The following is a 15194-nucleotide window of genomic DNA, read 5'->3' as shown; positions in this document are numbered from 1 at the left end:
CATGGACTTCAGCATCTCGCCGGAACTCTCCGCCCGCCTCGCCGAGGTGCGCGCCTTCGTCATCGAACGCATCCAGCCGCTCGAGCGCCTGCTGCTGGCGAGCGACTGGGAGGGCCTGTACCGGGCGGTGGCGGACTGCCGGGAGGAGGTCAAGGCCCGCGGCTGGTGGGCCCCCAACCTGCCCCCGGCGGAGGGCGGCAGCGGCGAGGGCCTGGTGACGCTCGGCCTGCTGTCCGAGATGCTCGGCCGCAGTCCGCTGGGGCACCTCGTCTTCGGTTGCCAGGCGCCGGACGCCGGCAACGCGGAGCTGCTGGCGGCGCACGGCACGCCGGCGCAGCGGGAACGTTTCCTCGAGCCGCTGGCCGCGGGCGAGATTCGGAGCTGCTTCCTGATGACCGAACCGGAGTTCGCCGGTTCGAACCCGACCGAGATGGGCACCACCGCGACGCCCGAGGGCGACGAGTTCGTCATCAACGGCCACAAGTGGTTCGCCACCGCCGCCGACGGCGCCCGCTTCGGCATCTGCATGGCAGTGACCGACGCCGGCGCCGACAAGTACCAGCGCGCCAGCATGATCCTGGTGGAGATGGACCGCCCGGGCGTGGAACTGGTGCGGAACATCCCGGTCATGGGGCATCCCGGCAGCGGCTTTTTCAGCCACGGCGAGGTCCGGCTGGAGAACGTGCGGGTGCCGGTCGAGAACCTGCTGGGCCAGGCCGGCGCGGGCTTCGCCATGGCGCAGGAGCGTCTCGGGCCGGGACGCATTCATCACTGCATGCGCTGGCTGGGCATCTGCCGGCGGGCGCTGGACGAGCTCATCGCCCATTCCCTGCGCCGCGAGATCAAGCCCGGCCTGCCGCTGGCGAAGATGGGCACGGTGCAGGACTGGATCGCCGAATCGGCGGCCGAGATCGAGGCGGCGCGCGCGCTGGTGCTGGCGACCGCCTGGACCATCGAGCAGGAAGGTTTCCGCGCCGCCCGCGAGCGTGTCTCCATGATCAAGTACTACACGGCGAACGTGATGCAGCGGGTGGTCGACCGCGCGCTGCAGGCACATGGCGGCCTCGGCGTGACCGACGATCGCATTCTCGCCTTTTTCTATCGCGAGGAACGCGCCGCGCGCATCTATGACGGCCCGGACGAGGTGCATCGGATGGCGGTGGCCCGGCGGCTGCTGAAGGCCGCGGCCGAACGATGAGCGACGCGCAGCTGCCCGAGGAGGCCCGGCCGCCGCGGGCCGGCGAAGAGCTCGACGCCGGCGCGGTGGCGGCCTTCCTGGCCGGCGCCCTGCCGGGCTTCAGCGGTCCGGTAGAGATCAGCCAGTTTCCTGGCGGCGCCTCCAACCTGACCTACCTGCTCAGGACGGGCGGCCGCGAGTGGGTGCTGCGCCGCCCGCCGTTCGGCACCAAGGCGCGCAGCGCGCATGACATGGGCCGGGAGTACCGCATCCTGTCGCGGATCCAGGCGGTCTTCCCCTATGCCCCGCGCACGCTGCTGTTCTGCGCCGACCGCGACGTGATCGGGGACGAGTTCTACCTGATGGAGCGCCTGCAGGGCCGCATCCTGCGGCGCGAGCTGCCGGACGACATGCTGCTCGCGCCCGACGACGCCGCGGCGCTGTGCCGCAACCTGGTCGATGTGCAGGCGGAGCTGCACGCCGTCGACTACGAGGCGGCGGGGCTCGGCGAGATGGGGCATCCGGAGGGCTACGTGGCGCGCCAGGTGAGCGGCTGGTCGCAGCGCTACCGCGCGGCCCGGACCGACGACGTGCCGGACAACGAGGCGCTGATGCAGTGGCTCGAGGCGCACCAGCCGAAGGACTCCGGCCGCGCCGCCCTGATCCACAACGACTACAAGTTCGACAACGTGGTGCTGCAGCCGACCAAGGTGGGCTGGCGCATCCGGGGCGTGCTCGACTGGGAGATGGCCACCCTGGGCGATCCCTTCATGGACCTGGGCGCCTCGCTGGCCTACTGGGTGCAGGCCGACGATCCCGCTCCGCTGCAGCAGATCCGGATGCTGCCCACCCACCTGCCGGGCATGCTCAGCCGGGCGCAGGTGGTCGAGTATTATTGCGAGCGCGCGGGCCTCGCCCCCGCCCGCTTCGATTTCTACTATGTCTACGGCCTGTTCCGTCTGGCGGTGATCGTGCAGCAGATCTACTACCGCTTCGTGCTGGGCCAGACGAAGAACCCGCGTTTCGCGCCCTTCGGCCAGTTCTGCACGGTGCTGTCGCGCACCGCGGAGGCGGTGGCCGGGGGCAAGACGGCTTTTTGAAGGAGACCCTGATGAGCGATTCCCTGTTCAACCTCGACGGCCGCGTGGCCCTGGTCACCGGCGCCTCGCGGGGCATCGGCGAGGCCACCGCCCGCCTGCTGGCGCGCCACGGCGCGCACGTCATCGTGAGCTCGCGCAAGCACGAGAGCGTCGAGGCGGTGGCGGAATCGATCCGGGCCGAGGGCGGCCAGGCCGAGGCGCTGGCCTGCCACGTGGGCGAGATCGATTCGATCGAGGCTGCCTTCGCCCAGATCGAGGGCGCGCACGGCCGGCTCGACGTCCTGGTGAACAACGCGGCCACCAATCCCCACTTCGGCCATATCACGGAGACCCCGGTCTCGATGATCGAAAAGACCGTGGCGGTCAACGTGCGCGGCTATTTCGTGATGTCGCAGAAGGCCGCCCTGCTGATGAAGCAGGGGGGTGGCGGCGCCATCGTCAACACCTCCTCGATCAACGGCGAGCGGCCGGGACCCGGCCAGGGCATCTACTCGGTCACCAAGGCCGCGGTGATCTCGATGACGCAGGCCTTCGCCAAGGAGTGCGCGCCCTGGCAAGTGCGGGTCAACGCGGTGCTGCCGGGCCTCACCGACACCAAGTTCGCCTCGGCGCTGATCGGCAACGAGCGCATCCTCAACATGATCCTGCCGCTGATCCCCATGAACCGCGTGGCCGAACCGGAGGAGATCGCGCCGGCCATCCTGTTCCTGGCCTCGGACGCCTCCTCCTACATCACCGGCGCCTGCCTGCCGGTGGACGGCGGCTTCCTGGCCTGAGGCCGCGGGCAGCATCTGGAGCGCTTCTAATTGGCCCTGTCCCTCGCCCTGGCCCTGGTGTGGCTCGCCAACCTGCCGTTCGGCTACTGGCGAGCCGGCGAGGCCAAGGGCTCCTGGCGCTGGGTCGTAGCTATTCACGCACCCATCCCGCTGGTGTGGCTGATCCGCGACGTGCTCGGGCTCGACTGGCGGCTGGCGACGCTGCCGCTGTTCGTCGGGGCCTATTTTCTCGGCCAGTGGCTGGGCGGCCGGGCGCGGCGGTGGCGGTCGGCGACTGGAGGAAGCTGAGCGTTGATCTATGCTTTGGGCAGGCAGCGGAGAAGCGAGGTGCATGTCATGACCGAAGCATCGAAACGCGAACAGGTCCTCGAGCGGCTGCGCCGTGAGCGCGACGAACTGCGCGTGCAGATGGAGCTGGGCAAGGCCGAGTTCCGGGACGAGTGGTCCGAACTCGAGAAGAAATGGGAGCGCCTCGAGAGCCGCCTCTCCGGGGCAGCGAAGGAAGCGAAGGAATCCTCGGAAGATGTCGGCGCCGCCTTCGGCGTGCTCACCGACGAGCTCGCCCAGGCCTATCGCAACATCCGCTCCCGGCTGCGCTGATCAGTCCCCGGCGGCCTCCAGCCGCTGGTACTCCACGATCTCCAGCCGGCCCCGCAGGTCGCCGCCCTCGTATTGCTCGAGGGCGACGAGCGCGGTGTCCATCTCCGGCGCGATCCAGAGCCGGAAAAGCCGGTCGCGGCGCTCGCTGTAGTACTCCAGCCGCACGGTTTCGAGGCGGCCCAGGGGCGTATCGATCGGCTCCTGCGCCGCGACGGTGACGTCGACCGCATCCACGCGGCCGCGATCATCGACCACCCGGTACACCTCGCCCAGCTCGCCGCGCGCAAGGTCATGGGCCAGCGCCACCCGCAGACTGAGCAGGTCGTAGATCCCGGGCTCCCAGTCGACCGTGGACTCCCTGCCGCGGTACTTGATCTGGACCGTGCCGGCGACCGGGTCGAAGCGCATGTCGCTGTGCCGGTCGCCGAACTCGTCGCGCTTGCGGTAAGAAATGGGCATTACGCGCCCGTCGGCCACCGTGAACAGGCTGGTTTCGGTCAGCTCCCGGTTAATGAATCCCAGCAGCCCGCGTGGCTCGGCCCAGGAGCGGTACTGGTAGAAACCGTTGTCCCTGGCTTCGAGGCGCAGGCCGACCCGCACCGGGATCCCCCGCACCGAGGCATGGTAGAGCGCCTGGTGCGGGGGGACCGCGAGACCCGGATCGCTCGCCGCCGCCGGTCCCGCCAGCAGGACCGGCAGGAGCAGGACGAGAACCCGGGACAGCTGGTTCAGGATGCCGATGTCAGCCTCCCTGCGCCTCGTCGCGCAGCGCCCGGCGAAGAATCTTGCCGACATTCGTCTTGGGCAGTTCGGCGCGAAACTCCACGTGCCGCGGCACCTTGTACGCCGTCAGGCTCTCGCGGCACCAGGAAATGACGCCGTTCGCATCCAGCGTGGCGCCCTCGCGCTTCACCACGAAGATCTTTACCGCCTCCGTGGATTTCGGGTCGGCCACGCCGATGCAGGCCGCCTCGATGACGTCCGGGTGCAGGGTGACCACGTTCTCCACCTCGTTGGGGAATACGTTGAAGCCCGACACCAGGATCATGTCCTTCTTGCGGTCGACGATGCGGAAGAAGCCCTGCTCATCCATGGTGGCGATGTCGCCGGTGCGCAGGAAGCCGTCGGGATACATCACCTGCTCGGTGGCCTCCGGCCGCTGCCAGTAGCCCTTCATCACCTGCGGACCGCGCACGCACAGCTCGCCGGGCTCGCCGGGCGCGAGGTCGCGGCCGTCCTCGTCGCGGATCACCACCTCGGTCGAGGGCAGCGGCAGGCCGATGGTGCCGGTAAAGACCGCATCCACCGTGGTCGGCTGCATGCTCACCACCGGCGAGGTCTCGGTCAGGCCGTAGCCTTCCTGCACGTACTTGCCGGTGACGTCGTGCCACTGCTGGGCCGTCGCCGCCTGCAGCGCCATGCCGCCGGCACCCGCCCACTTGAGGTGGCTGAAATCGAGCTTGGCGAAACCCGGGTCCTGCAGCAGCGCATTGTAGAGCGTGTTGACGCCGGTGATGATCGAGAACTTCAGCTTCGACAGTTCCTTGACGAAGGCCGGGACATCGCGCGGATTGGTGATCAGCACGTTGAGGCCGCCGACCGACATGAACAGCAGGCAGTTACACACCAGGCTGAACACGTGGTAGAGCGGCAGCGCAGTGATCACCACCTCGCGTCCTTCGTCGATCAGGTCGCCGATCCAGGCGTGCATCTGGCGCAGGTTGGCCACCATGTTCCGGTGGGTGAGCATGGCGCCCTTCGACACGCCGGTAGTGCCGCCCGTGTACTGCAGAAAAGCCAGGTCGTCCTGGCTGACCGCTACCGGCTCGAAGCCCTGCGCCCGGCCGCGCGCCAGCGCATCGGCCAGGGCCACATGGCCCGGCAGCTGGTACTCCGGCACCAGCTTCTTCACCCGGCGCACGACGAAATTCACGATGTGCCGCTTGGGAAAGGCGAGCAGGTCGCCGAGCCCCGTGACCGCCACGTGCTTCACGCCGGTCTCCGCCACCACTTTCTCGAGAGTCGCGGCGAAGTTCTCCAGGATGAGGATCGCCTCCGCGCCCGAATCGACCAGCTGGTGTTTCAGCTCGCGCGGCGTGTACAGCGGGTTGACGTTCACCACCGTCATGCCGGCGCGCAGGATGCCGAACAGCGCCACCGGGTACTGCAGCACGTTGGGCAGCATGATGGCGACGCGCGCACCGGGCTGCAGCCCGGCGCTGGCCAGCCACCCCGCGAACGCGGCCGACATGCGATCCAGTTCGCCATAGCTGATGGCGTGGTCCATGCACGAAAAGGCCGGGCGATCGGCGAAACGCCGCGCGCTCTCCTCGAAAATGCTGACCAGCGTGGCGCCGTCGCCGAGATCGATCTCGGCCGGCGTGCCGGGCAGGTAACTGTTGAGCCAGGGCTTCTCCACGATCCTTTCTCCGGTGAACAGGCCGACCGAGGATTAAATCAGCAGTCCTGCGCCGCAGCTATACGCAGTGCAGCAAATCGACTCAGCCATCGTTCGCCGCCAGTGCCTCGAACTCGGCGGCCAGCTCCTCCAGCCGGCCCACGGCGCGGGCGCGCTGGCCGCTCTCCAGCTCCGCCAGGAAGCGGGCGAGAAAGTCCGTGGTCCGGACGCTGTTGCGTTCGACCAGCGCCGCGTAGGTCGGCGTCCACCGGTCCTCCGGCCGGACGATCAGTCGCTGCGCGGCGATTTCCAGGGCCTCCTCGTCCCGCCGGTTGCCCAGCGCGCGTTCCATGGCGTCGATCCAGCCCAGGCGGCTCTCCAGCCAGGCTTCGCGGGAGGGCTCGAGCTGGCGCGACCAGGCCCGGACCTCGGCTCGCTGGGCCGCCGACAAGGAACCGGTCCAGCGCTTCAGGAAACGCTCCATAGAGCGGGCGCGCCGCGCCGCGTGGCCCTCCGGCGCGCGCTCGGCGCTTTCCTCGAGCTCCTCCGCATGCTCCTCCCGCAGTCGCGCCAGGAACTCTTCCACCTGCGGGTCCTCCATGCCGGCCCCGAGCTCCAGCAGCGGCGGCAACGCCCGGTCCGCGAGCTCGCGCCAGAACTCGCCCAGCTCTTCGCCCCGGGCCCTGAGTTCCGCCGGGCCGAGCTCGCCCGGGACCGCCAGCTCCCCCGCCAGCGAGCGGAGCCAGGCCGAGTAACGGGGCAGGTGTTCGCGCCGGTGCCAGTCGTGCAGCGCGTCCAGCTCGGCTTCGAGCACCGCCTGCTGGGCCGGCTGCAGCTCCACGTACCCGTTGAGCCAGCGCCCCGCGAAACGGTCGGCCCGCTCGTAGACATACGAGGTGCTGCAGCCCGCGAGCGCAAGCAGCGCGACGCCCGCCAGCAGGCAGCGGCCAATCCGGTGACATGGCGACAACTCTTTCGTCTCGTGCATCACTCCAACCTGTCTCGCAAGCTGCCATGAGGTTCGTTAACCTTCCCTGAACGGGATGCAGGGGCCAGCCTACACGGGGCCGGAGACGAGCGCATGAAAGCCATGGTCCTCGACGCGCCGGGACGGCCGCTGGTCGAGCGGCGCCGGCGTCGCCGCCGGCTCCAGGCCGGCGAGGTCAGGGTGCAGGTCGCCGCCTGCGGCGTGTGCCGCACCGACCTGCACCTGGTCGACGGCGAGCTGCCGGACCCTTGCCTGCCCGTCGTCCCCGGCCACGAGATCGTCGGCACCGTGATCGAGGCGGCAGCGGACGTACCGCTGGAGCCCGGCCTTCGGGTCGGCATCCCCTGGCTGGGCTGGAGCTGCGGCGACTGCGACTACTGCCGCGCAGGCCAGGAGAACCTATGCCCCGAGGCGCGCTTCACCGGCTACCAGCTCGACGGCGGCTATGCCGAAGAGGCGATCGCGGACGCGCGCTTCGTGTTCCCCCTGCCGGCGGCCTACGACGACCTGCACGCGGCGCCGCTGCTGTGCGCCGGCCTGATCGGCTACCGCACCCTGGCCAAGGCCGGCGCGGCGCGGCGCCTCGGCATCTACGGGTTCGGCGCCGCGGCCCACATCGTCGCGCAGGTCGCGCGCTGGCAGGGCCGCGAGATCTGCGCCTTCACCCGGCCCGGCGACACCGCGGCGATGGACTTCGCCCGGACCCAGGGCGCCTGCTGGGCGGGCGGCTCGGACGAGCCGGCGCCGGAGCCGCTGGACGCCGCCCTGCTGTTCGCCCCGGTCGGCGAACTGGTGCCGGCCGCGCTGGCTGCCGTACGCCCGGGCGGCACGGTCGTGTGCGGCGGCATCCACATGAGCGACATCCCGGCCTTCCCCTACGAGCTGCTCTGGGGCGAACGCGTGCTGTGCTCCGTGGCGAACCTGACCCGCGCCGACGCGGTCGACTTCCTCGCCCTGGCCGACACGATTCCCATCCAGACCGAGGTCGTGCCCTACCCGCTGGCGCGCGCCAACGAGGCGCTGGACGACCTGCGCGCCGGGCGGCTCCAGGGCGCTGCGGTGCTGGTCCCCTCGCACGGCTGACCGTCCGCGCGGTGACGGCCCCTGAAGACCCGTCCGCCGGCTGGCCATGACAGGGTCCTGCTCGCTTGGAAATCTGATGCCGCTCACAGGACCCTGTCATACCCAGCCGCTGCGCAGGTAACAGGGTCGGCACCGGGCTCGGGGCTGACCTGCGCCCGCGGGTTTGACGGGCCTCCGGGGCAGCGGCCGGGGTATTGCGGGCTCCCCTGAGCGGCATCAGATTTCCAAGCGAAGGGGACCCTGCAATGCCCCGAGCCGCGGTCAGGGACGGGGTCATGGCCGGCCGGCGGACGTGGGTCACTCCTCGCGCAGGTCCTCGGCCACCGGCCGGCGGCTGGTGCGCCAGGCGGGGTAGACGCCCGCGAGCAGCGCCGCGATGAGCGCGAGCAGCAGTCCCTGCAGCAGCTCGCCGGCGCCGACCTCGAAAGTCATGGTCCAGCCGAAGGCGCGGCGGTTGATGACGAAGACCAGCAATCCCGCCAGCACGATGCCCAGCGGCACGGCGAACAGGCCCGCGGCCAGGCCGAGCAGCCCGGTCTGGGCCACCACCAGGGCCCGGAGCTGGCGCGGCAGCCAGCCCACGGCGCGCAGCACCGCGGTTTCGCGCACTCGCTCGAGTTGCAGGGCCTGCAGCGCGGAGAGAATGCCGAGGAAGGCGACCAGGCCGACCAGCACCTGGAGCACGCGCGTGATGGTGAAGGTGCGGTCGAAGACCGCCAGCGAGGCGGCGCGCAGCTCGGCGTTGTTCGACAGCCAGATGGCGCTGCCCTCGGGCAGCACTCTCTCGATGGCGCGCCGCGCGGTCGCATCGTCGGTGCCGGGCGCGAAGGTCACGCCCACCCCCTCGCTGCAGGCGTCGCCCCACAACTCGCGGTAGCGGTCCCGGTGGAGCGCAATCACGCCGCGATCGGAGGTGTAGTCGCGGAACACGCCCGCCACCGGGAAGTCGACGATGCCCCGGGGCGTGGGCAGGCTGATGATCTCGCCGACGCGGGTGCCGCGGCGATTGGCCCAGGGCTCGGAGACGAGCACGGCCTCGCCGGCGTCGAAACGTGCCCGCGCAGTGGCGGGATCGCCTTGGAGGATGGCCGAGCCCAGGCCCCGCCTGCCGGGATCCACGGCCCACAGGCGCCACTCCTCGCCGCCGGCCTGCACCCGAATGCGCTGCGAGTAGGTGACCTCGTCGATGGCGGGCAGGCGGTACAGGTCGGCGGCGAGCGGGTCGAGCCCGGCGGCGCCCTCGCACCAGGCTTCGTCCACCGCGAGATAGAAATCAGCCACCAGGGTCTGGCGCAGCCACTCGTCCACGCTGAGGCGGAAACTGCTGACCATCAGGCCGACGCCGATCACCGTGGCCACCGCTACGGCCAGGGCGGCCACGGCGACGCCGGTGCGGCTGAGCGAAGCGGTGGTGCCGCGGATGGCCATGCGCGCCGGCACCGGCAGCCGGGCCGGCAGCACACGGTCCAGCAGGGCCATGAGACCGGCAGTCCCCGGCGGCGTGGCGAGCGCGGCGGCGAGGAAGACGCCGAACAGGCCCGCGAAGGAGATCACCAGCGAGTTGCCGCCGGCGGCCAGCAGGGCGACCGCCAGGACCAGCGCCAGGCCGGCGCCCGCCGCCAGCCATGGCAGGCGCCGGCGGGTACGCCGCTCCATCGAGGCGCGCGACAGCACCGCCCGCGGCGGGATGCTCGCCGCTTCCAGGGCCGGGCCCAGGGCCGCCGCAATGGTGGCGCCCACCCCGAGCGCCGCCGCCTTGGCGAAGGGCCAGCCGGCCAGTGCCAGCGCATCCACGCGCAGCCGGAAATAGAGATCGTCGATGGTCTGCACCACGAGCCCGGTCAGGCCGGAGCCCAGCGCGGCGCCCAGCAGCAGGCCGAGCAGCGTGCCCGGGACGCCGACCACCAGGGCTTCGCCGAGGATGCTGCGAACCATCCCGGCGCGATCGACGCCGACACTGCGGAGGATGCCGATGGTCCGGGTCCGGCGTACCACCAGGAAGTTCATGGTGCTGTAGATCAGGAAGGCGCCGACCAGGAGCGCCAGCAGCGAGAGTGCGGTCAGGTTGAGCCGGAAGGCGCTGGTCATGCCGAAGGTGGCGCGCGAACGGGCCGAGGCCTCGACCAGTTCGACTTCCGGCGGCAGGCTTGCGGCCAGCTCCGCCGCCAGGGCGTCGTCGACGATCAGGTCGATGCGACTGAGTTCGCCCACCATGCCGAGCAGCTCCTGCGCAGTGGCAATGTCGGCGAAGACATAGCCCGAGGCGGCGGCCGCCTGCGCCTCGTCCGGGACCACGATCCCGGCCACCTCGAGCTGGATCGGGCCGGCGGCGGTGACAGCCTCGATGCGGTCGCCCCGGGCGATGCCCAGCTCGGCCGCGAGCGGGGCCGGCAGCGCCACCGCGCCGGGGCGGGCCAACAGGGACAGCAGGTCCACGTCTCCGCTCCACGCCGTCAGCTCGTCGCGAAAGGGGGCCTCGACGAAGGGATCCAGGCCGAGCAGCAGGGCTCGGCGCCCACCGGGCAGCGTCAACGCACCTTCGACGGCGGGGGCCGCCGCGCCGCCGCCAGGCCGGGCATGCATCGTCCGGCGCAGCTCCGGGTACAGCATCTCCTCCAGCCCGCCCGTCCGCGGCAGGACCTGGTGCGTCGCCCGGCCCATCACCATCTCGGTCGAGGCGTCGAAGGCGCGCCGGGCACTGGCGCCGGCCAGATCCACGCCGAGCACCACGGCCACGCCCAGCGCCACGCCGATCACCGCCAGCACGTACTGCCAGGGATGGCGGATGAAAAAGCGCCGTCCGGAGCGGGCCAGCAGGCGGCTCACGGCGTCGAGATCTCCAGCCGCCCCTCGTGGATCGAGAACACGCGGTCGGCCACGCCCACCACTTCCGGGCTGTGGGTCGCCATCACCAGCGTGGTGCCCTCGCGGCGACAGAGGTCGTCCAGCAGGCGGAGCACCTGCTGGGCGGTCTCGAGGTCCAGGTTGCCCGTTGGCTCGTCGGCAATCACCAGGCCCGGGCGGTGAATCAGGGCGCGCGCCAGCGCCACTCGCTGCTGCTCGCCGCCGGACAGCTCCTCGGGGAAGGAGCCGCCGCGCCCCGCGAGCCCCACCGCCGCCAGCCAGTCCTCGGCGCGCTGCCGCGCCTCGGCCCGGTCCACCCCCAGCAGGTCCAGCGGCAGGAGGAGGTTCTCCAGCGCGGTCAGGGTCGGCACCAGGTTGAAGAACTGGAACACGAAGCCGATCTCGCGGCGGCGCAACCGCGCCAGGCCGTCCTCGGACAGCCCGGACAGGGGCTGCCCGGCGATGGTGATCTCGCCGCGGGTCGGGCGGTCCAGCCCGCCGATGATGTTCAGGAGCGTGCTCTTGCCGGAGCCCGAGCGCCCGACGAGCACGATCAGCTCGCCGCGGGCGATCTCCGCCGTGACTTCGCGCAGGACGGGATGGGGCTGGCCGTGCTCGTCGTAGTCCTTGCTGACGGACTGGAGGCGGACGTGGACAGTGGTCTGGTGCGGCGGCATCTGGGCTTCCTCGCGGCGTACGCCACGTCTTCGCGCGTCGCGACCGTCCGGTTGCGACTCCTGCGACGGCGCGGACCGGCCGCGCGGAAGCTCAGGATATCAGGCGGGCGCGGACCTCAGTCCTCGCGCTCGAGGTCGCGGAACTTGCGCCGGAGCTCGTAGCCTGAGTCGGTGACAATCTGCTCGAGCACGCGGACGCGCTCCTCGAGCCGCTCGATGCGGTCGTCGGTCTCGGCCGGCGGCCTCTCTTTCTTGTTCTTCATGTAGTCGGAGAACATCTTCGACACGATGCCGAGGAAGACAATGATGGCGACCAGTTCGAATGGATGCACCTGATGATCTCCTTCTGCTGATTGTCAGGCCGGAGCCGCGCGGAAACAGAGGATATCAGGCGGCGAACGCCTCAGCTGCCTCGCTCCAGGTCGCGGAACTGGCGGCGCAGCTCGTAGCCGGAGTCGGTGACGATCTGTTCGAGCACGCGAACGCGCTCCTCGAGTCGTTCGATGCGGGGGTCGCTCGCGGGCGCGACCTGCTTCTTATGCTTGAGCCACTTGGAGAACATCTCCGAGGCGATGCCCAGGAAGACGATGATGATGACCATTTCAAAGACGTTCACCAGAAACTCTCCTGCTGGTTGTTGTTGCTGTTGTTGTCTTTCCCGCCGCCCGGGCGGCCCACGCCGCGCGGGCTGATCAATCGCCGCGCTCGAGATCCTGGAACTCGCGGTCGAGACCGAAATTGCGCGAGGTGACGTAGCGCTCCATGCGCTGCAGCCGGGCCTCGTTGCTGCGGAAGCGATGGCGCACGTCCGACAAGGTCGCGGCCGGCGAAACGCGCACGCCGCGCCAGAACTCCTGGTCCTCCGCGTCCCGGTAAAGCTTGCCCGGCTTGGTCGGCAACAGCCACCACAGGGCGACGTAAACCAGGATCAGTGTCGGGAAGAACAGCATCCCGATGATGGTCAGCACCCGCGTCAGCGTCAGGTCGAAGCCGAAGTAATCGGCGATGCCGGCGCACACGCCGCCGAGCCGCCCGGCCTCGGGATCGCGATAGAAACGGGCGGGATTGGGCTCGCGCTTCACGCTTCCATCCTCCCCGAACGGCTGCCCCACAAGTCACGCTCGTCGCGGCTGCCGTAATAGCGCAACGGCTTGTCGGGCAGCAGCAGGCCGGCGGCCACGTACACCAGCAGCGTGGGCAGGGTGAACAGCAGCAGCGAGACCAGGGTGATGATCCGCAGCGGCCCGAGCCGGAAGCCGAACTGGTCGGACAGGCCGGCGCAGACGCCCATCACCATGCCGCGCTCGCTGTCGCGGTAGAGGCGCACGCTGCGCAGGGATCGCAGGCCGCGGTTCATGTCCGTCTCCTCCAGTCGGGCACCTGGTCGTCGAGGATGGTCTCCAGCGCATTGATCCGGCTTTCCATCTTCTGCGCGTCCTGCCACAGCTCCTCGAGCATGCGCTGCTCGTCGCCCGACAGGGTCCGCGAGGACTTCCATTTGGTGACGTAGTGCAGGATCACCACCAGCGGCAGCACGACGGCCGCCAGGATGATCATGAATGCGCCAATGAACTCTTCCATCGTGCCGGCTCCTCAAGCCCTCGTTCAGGCCTTGTCCTGGGTCTCGCCGCCAACGCGCTGCTTCAGCGCGGCCAGCTCGGCCTCGATCGACTCCTCGGACTCGAGGCTCGCAAACTCGCGGCCCAGGTCCTTGCGCTGGCCCAGGTCGTAGGCTTCGACCCGGCCCTCGACGTCCTCGAGCTTACGCTCGAACTTTTCGAACTTCACCAGCGCGTCGTCGATCCTCGACTCGTGGATCTGGCGCCGCATCTCCAGCTGGTGGCCGGCGGTGTGGTGGCGCACGACCATCGCCTTCTGGCGCGCCTTGGCGTCGGCGAGCTTCTCCTGCAGCCGGGCCATGTCGTCGTTCAGCCGGGCCAGCGCCTCTTCGACCTGGACGCCCTGCTCTTCCAGCGTGGCCACGCGCTGCTCGGCGTGCGACTTCTCGGTCAGGGCGGCGCGGGCCAGGTCGTCCCGGCCCTTGCGCACCGCAAGCTCAGCCTTGCGGCCCCAGTCCTCGGCCTCGCGCTGCGCCTCGGCCAGGCGGCGGGAGAGCTGCTTGCGGTCGGCGATGGCGCGAGCCGCGGCAGAGCGCACCTCGACCAGGGTGTCTTCCATCTCCTGGATAATCAGCCGGACCATCTTCTCCGGGTCCTCGGCCTTCTCCAGCAGGGCGTTGATGTTCGAATTCACGATGTCAGAAAAGCGGGAAAAGATGCCCATGGCGGTTCCTCCGTTGTCCTGACCAGGTAGTTGCAGGAACCGTGCCAGCTCTAGGCGGCTCACAACTGACTGTTTTAAATGCAAATTTTTCGGGGCGCTGAGGAAAATCGGCGTAGCCTGCCAATTAAATTTGGTGATTAGCGCCCAAACTCGGCATTATTCGCCCATGGATCACGATACCGGTTCACCGATGCTGGGCAGTTCGCCGGCCTTCGGCGCCATGCTCGAGCAGGTCTCGCGCCTGGCGCCGCTCGACCGGCCGGCCCTGATCCTCGGCGAGCGCGGCACCGGCAAGGAACTGGTGGCCGCCCGGCTGCATTACCTGTCGCCGCGCTGGGAGCAGCCGCTGGTGAAGCTCAACTGTGCCGCGCTCACGGAGAGCCTGCTGGAGTCGGAACTGTTCGGCCACGAGGCCGGCGCCTTCACCGGCGCCACCCGGCGGCATACGGGCCGCTTCGAGCGCGCCGACGGCGGCAGCCTGTTCCTGGACGAGCTGGGCACCCTGCCGGCGCGGATGCAGGAGAAGATCCTGCGGGTCATCGAGTACGGCGAGTTCGAGCGGGTCGGCGGCAGCGAGACGCTCCAGGTCGATGTGCGCATTCTCGGCGCGACCAACGAAGACCTGCCGGCAGCCGCGCGAGAGGGCCGCTTTCGAGCCGACCTGCTCGACCGGCTGGCCTTCGACGTCGTCCATGTGCCGCCCCTGCGCGCGCGGCCGGAAGACGTGCTGGAACTGGCGGAGCATTTCGCCGTGGCTTTCACCGCCGAGCTGCGCCGTCCGTTCTTTCCCGGGCTCTCGGAACGGGCCGTCGAGGCGCTGCTGGCCTGGCCCTGGCCTGGCAACGTGCGCGAACTCAAGAACGCCGTCGAGCGCTCGATCTATCGCGCCAGTGACCCGGCGCAGCCGCTCGAGGAAATTCATTTCGATCCCTTCGCCACGCCTCATGCGCCTGCGCCCGACGCGGCGGCGCCCGACGAGGCCGCGGGCGAGCTCCCGCCCGGGTCCGCCCTGCCGCTCGATTTCCGCGCCGAGGTCGACCGCTTCGAGCAGCGCCTGGTGCTGCGCGCGCTGAACGCGGCGGACGGCAACCGCCGCGTCGCCGCCGAATCACTCGGGCTGACTTACGACCAGTTGCGCGGCCTGCTCCGCAAGCATGGCGTGGGCGGCCCGGGCAGGCCGGGCAGGCCGCCCGCCTGAGCGCAACGGCGCGCTCGTGACAGCCATCCGGCGCGACGGTATCGTTGGCCGCGACCCGCTGCTTGAACCC

Annotated in this window: 18 protein-coding genes; 7 read left to right on the top strand and 11 right to left on the bottom strand. The window is 70.1% G+C overall.

Annotated elements, in window-relative coordinates; genetic code table 11:
• The first annotated feature begins 1 nt into the window (after nucleotide 1).
• The 5 genes from G6N75_RS03680 to G6N75_RS03660 are packed head-to-tail and all read left to right on the top strand — an operon-like array spanning nucleotide 2 to nucleotide 3653.
• A complete protein-coding gene (locus tag G6N75_RS03680; protein WP_165346719.1) occupies nucleotides 2-1198 on the top strand; it encodes an acyl-CoA dehydrogenase family protein in 1197 nt (398 codons plus the stop codon).
• The gene (locus tag G6N75_RS03675; protein WP_165346718.1) at nucleotides 1195-2277 is read left to right on the top strand and encodes a phosphotransferase family protein; all 1083 of its coding nucleotides are present in this window, start codon (nucleotides 1195-1197) and stop codon (nucleotides 2275-2277) included. The genes G6N75_RS03680 and G6N75_RS03675 overlap by 4 nt, the downstream gene beginning before the upstream one ends.
• An 11-nt stretch (nucleotides 2278-2288) precedes the next feature.
• On the top strand, nucleotides 2289-3053 hold the full coding sequence (locus tag G6N75_RS03670) for an SDR family oxidoreductase (RefSeq protein WP_165346717.1): 765 nt from the start codon (nucleotides 2289-2291) through the stop codon (nucleotides 3051-3053).
• 30 nt (nucleotides 3054-3083) lie between these two features.
• The gene (locus G6N75_RS03665; RefSeq protein ID WP_165346716.1) at nucleotides 3084-3341 is read left to right on the top strand and encodes a hypothetical protein; all 258 of its coding nucleotides are present in this window, start codon (nucleotides 3084-3086) and stop codon (nucleotides 3339-3341) included.
• A gap of 48 nt (nucleotides 3342-3389) precedes the next feature.
• Entirely contained in the window at nucleotides 3390-3653 is a 264-nt protein-coding gene (locus G6N75_RS03660; RefSeq protein ID WP_165346715.1) for a hypothetical protein, read from the top strand.
• On the opposite strand, the gene G6N75_RS03655 is transcribed toward G6N75_RS03660, so the two are convergent.
• The 3 genes from G6N75_RS03655 to G6N75_RS03645 all read right to left on the bottom strand — a co-directional run bounded on the left by G6N75_RS03655 (nucleotide 3654) and on the right by G6N75_RS03645 (nucleotide 7039).
• Nucleotides 3654-4448, bottom strand: coding sequence for a DUF3108 domain-containing protein (locus G6N75_RS03655; protein ID WP_165346714.1), 795 nt, complete (start codon nucleotides 4446-4448; stop codon nucleotides 3654-3656).
• A complete protein-coding gene (locus tag G6N75_RS03650; RefSeq protein WP_165346713.1) occupies nucleotides 4396-6072 on the bottom strand; it encodes an AMP-binding protein in 1677 nt (558 codons plus the stop codon). The genes G6N75_RS03655 and G6N75_RS03650 overlap by 53 nt, the downstream gene beginning before the upstream one ends.
• Nucleotides 6073-6154: 82 nt before the next feature.
• Nucleotides 6155-7039, bottom strand: a complete 885-nt coding sequence (locus G6N75_RS03645; protein WP_165346712.1) for a DUF6279 family lipoprotein — start codon at nucleotides 7037-7039, stop codon at nucleotides 6155-6157.
• 93 nt (nucleotides 7040-7132) lie between these two features.
• Between G6N75_RS03645 and G6N75_RS03640 the strand changes: the two genes are divergently transcribed.
• A complete protein-coding gene (locus G6N75_RS03640) occupies nucleotides 7133-8122 on the top strand; it encodes a zinc-dependent alcohol dehydrogenase family protein (protein WP_165346711.1) in 990 nt (329 codons plus the stop codon).
• 297 nt (nucleotides 8123-8419) lie between these two features.
• Here G6N75_RS03640 and G6N75_RS03635 read toward each other — a convergent pair whose 3' ends face one another.
• From G6N75_RS03635 to pspA, 8 genes are all read right to left on the bottom strand, one after another.
• On the bottom strand, nucleotides 8420-10948 hold the full coding sequence (locus G6N75_RS03635; protein ID WP_165346710.1) for an FtsX-like permease family protein: 2529 nt from the start codon (nucleotides 10946-10948) through the stop codon (nucleotides 8420-8422).
• Entirely contained in the window at nucleotides 10945-11643 is a 699-nt protein-coding gene (locus G6N75_RS03630) for an ABC transporter ATP-binding protein (protein ID WP_165346709.1), read from the bottom strand. Before G6N75_RS03630 ends, G6N75_RS03635 begins: the two co-directional genes overlap by 4 nt.
• Before the next feature lie 116 nt (nucleotides 11644-11759).
• Nucleotides 11760-11975, bottom strand: a complete 216-nt coding sequence (locus G6N75_RS03625; protein WP_165346708.1) for a hypothetical protein — start codon at nucleotides 11973-11975, stop codon at nucleotides 11760-11762.
• A gap of 71 nt (nucleotides 11976-12046) precedes the next feature.
• Nucleotides 12047-12259 carry a hypothetical protein gene (locus G6N75_RS03620; RefSeq protein ID WP_165346707.1) on the bottom strand — a complete coding sequence of 71 codons (213 nt, stop codon included), beginning with the start codon at nucleotides 12257-12259 and terminating at the stop codon, nucleotides 12047-12049.
• Between the two features lie 76 nt (nucleotides 12260-12335).
• Nucleotides 12336-12725, bottom strand: a complete 390-nt coding sequence (gene pspC / locus G6N75_RS03615) for an envelope stress response membrane protein PspC (RefSeq protein WP_165346706.1) — start codon at nucleotides 12723-12725, stop codon at nucleotides 12336-12338.
• Nucleotides 12722-13000, bottom strand: coding sequence for a PspC domain-containing protein (locus G6N75_RS03610; RefSeq protein ID WP_165346705.1), 279 nt, complete (start codon nucleotides 12998-13000; stop codon nucleotides 12722-12724). The genes pspC and G6N75_RS03610 overlap by 4 nt, the downstream gene beginning before the upstream one ends.
• Nucleotides 12997-13224, bottom strand: a complete 228-nt coding sequence (pspB, locus tag G6N75_RS03605; protein ID WP_165346704.1) for an envelope stress response membrane protein PspB — start codon at nucleotides 13222-13224, stop codon at nucleotides 12997-12999. The genes G6N75_RS03610 and pspB overlap by 4 nt, the downstream gene beginning before the upstream one ends.
• Nucleotides 13225-13248: 24 nt before the next feature.
• Nucleotides 13249-13926: a phage shock protein PspA gene (gene pspA, locus G6N75_RS03600; protein ID WP_165346703.1), complete on the bottom strand. Its 678-nt coding sequence runs from the start codon at nucleotides 13924-13926 to the stop codon at nucleotides 13249-13251.
• A 166-nt stretch (nucleotides 13927-14092) separates the two neighbouring features.
• Here pspA and pspF point away from each other — a divergent pair, with 166 nt between their 5' ends.
• Nucleotides 14093-15124: a phage shock protein operon transcriptional activator gene (gene pspF, locus G6N75_RS03595; protein ID WP_165346702.1), complete on the top strand. Its 1032-nt coding sequence runs from the start codon at nucleotides 14093-14095 to the stop codon at nucleotides 15122-15124.
• Nucleotides 15125-15194: the final 70 nt, after the last annotated feature.

It is taken from the genome of Thioalkalivibrio sp. XN8, assembly GCF_011058255.1.
GTDB lineage: Bacteria > Pseudomonadota > Gammaproteobacteria > Steroidobacterales > XN24 > XN24.
The sequence above is the reverse complement of the archived record's forward strand: the minus strand, read 5'-3'. Positions and strand labels throughout refer to the sequence as shown.